Annotated in this window: 1 protein-coding gene; it reads left to right on the forward strand. The window is 32.1% G+C overall.

Annotated elements, in window-relative coordinates:
- Positions 1-45: 45 nt before the first annotated feature.
- Positions 46-907: hypothetical protein (locus V7014_RS26005; protein WP_335511829.1), on the forward strand; the 862-nt coding region annotated here is incomplete at its 3' end.

Consider the following 907-nt stretch of genomic DNA (forward strand, 5'->3'; position numbering starts at 1 on the left):
GGGAATATTATTTACATTGGAAAAAGTAAATGCCTCGAAAAAAGAGTGAAATCATATTTTGTAAAATCACCAAAGTGGGAAAAAGTAATGAAGATGGTACCATTGATCAAAGATATTGAGATTGTTATCACAGATACGCATTTGGAAGCAATGCTTCTTGAATGTAAACTCATCAAAGAGATTCAACCATATTTTAATGTACAAATGAAAAATGATAGTCGATATGTATTTGTGAAAGTTGGTTTGGATCAACGTTCAGTACCTTTGTCAGTTGTGCACGAAAGAGAGAAGCATTGCTATGGACCTTTTCGAAGCAAGCATGTTCTCCAACAGATGATCGATGAACTCAAAAATGTGTATCCAATTGAAAAGGATAAAAGAAAATATCAATTTGACTATCATGTACTGCCCATTTCAATGTCGAATGAAGAAAAAGAGAAAAATAGAATAGTAATAAAAGAACTATTTTCAGATAAAAGAAAGATGGATCGCTTTGCAAAACAATTGAAGGGAAAAATGCAAGAAGCAGCAACAGAATGTCGCTTTGAAGTGGCATCGAAATATCGAGATATTTTACAAGCTGTTCAATATTTGAAAAGTGGAATTAACAGACATGAGGAATTACTTGAGAAGGACATCCTTTTGAAGTTTGATGTTCCTAACGGTTATAAACTGATGTTTGTTTCTAAAGGACAAGTTATTGATAAAAAATGCTTTACAACATTAACGGAATTAAATCAGAGGAAGTTTCTGGAGAATGCAATAGAGAAAAGTAGTATGACGCTTATGACAAGTAGTAATAAAAGTAATATTGACTATCGGAATATTTTATTCTCTGAGATTATGAGTTTACCACCTGAATCCGTTTTTGTATTAGAAAAAATCAACTCTTTTATCCCGTTCAAAC

Origin of the sequence: Bacillus sp. JJ722, assembly GCF_036963345.1 — a bacterium.
Taxonomy (GTDB): Bacteria; Bacillota; Bacilli; order Bacillales; family DSM-1321; genus Bacillus_AD.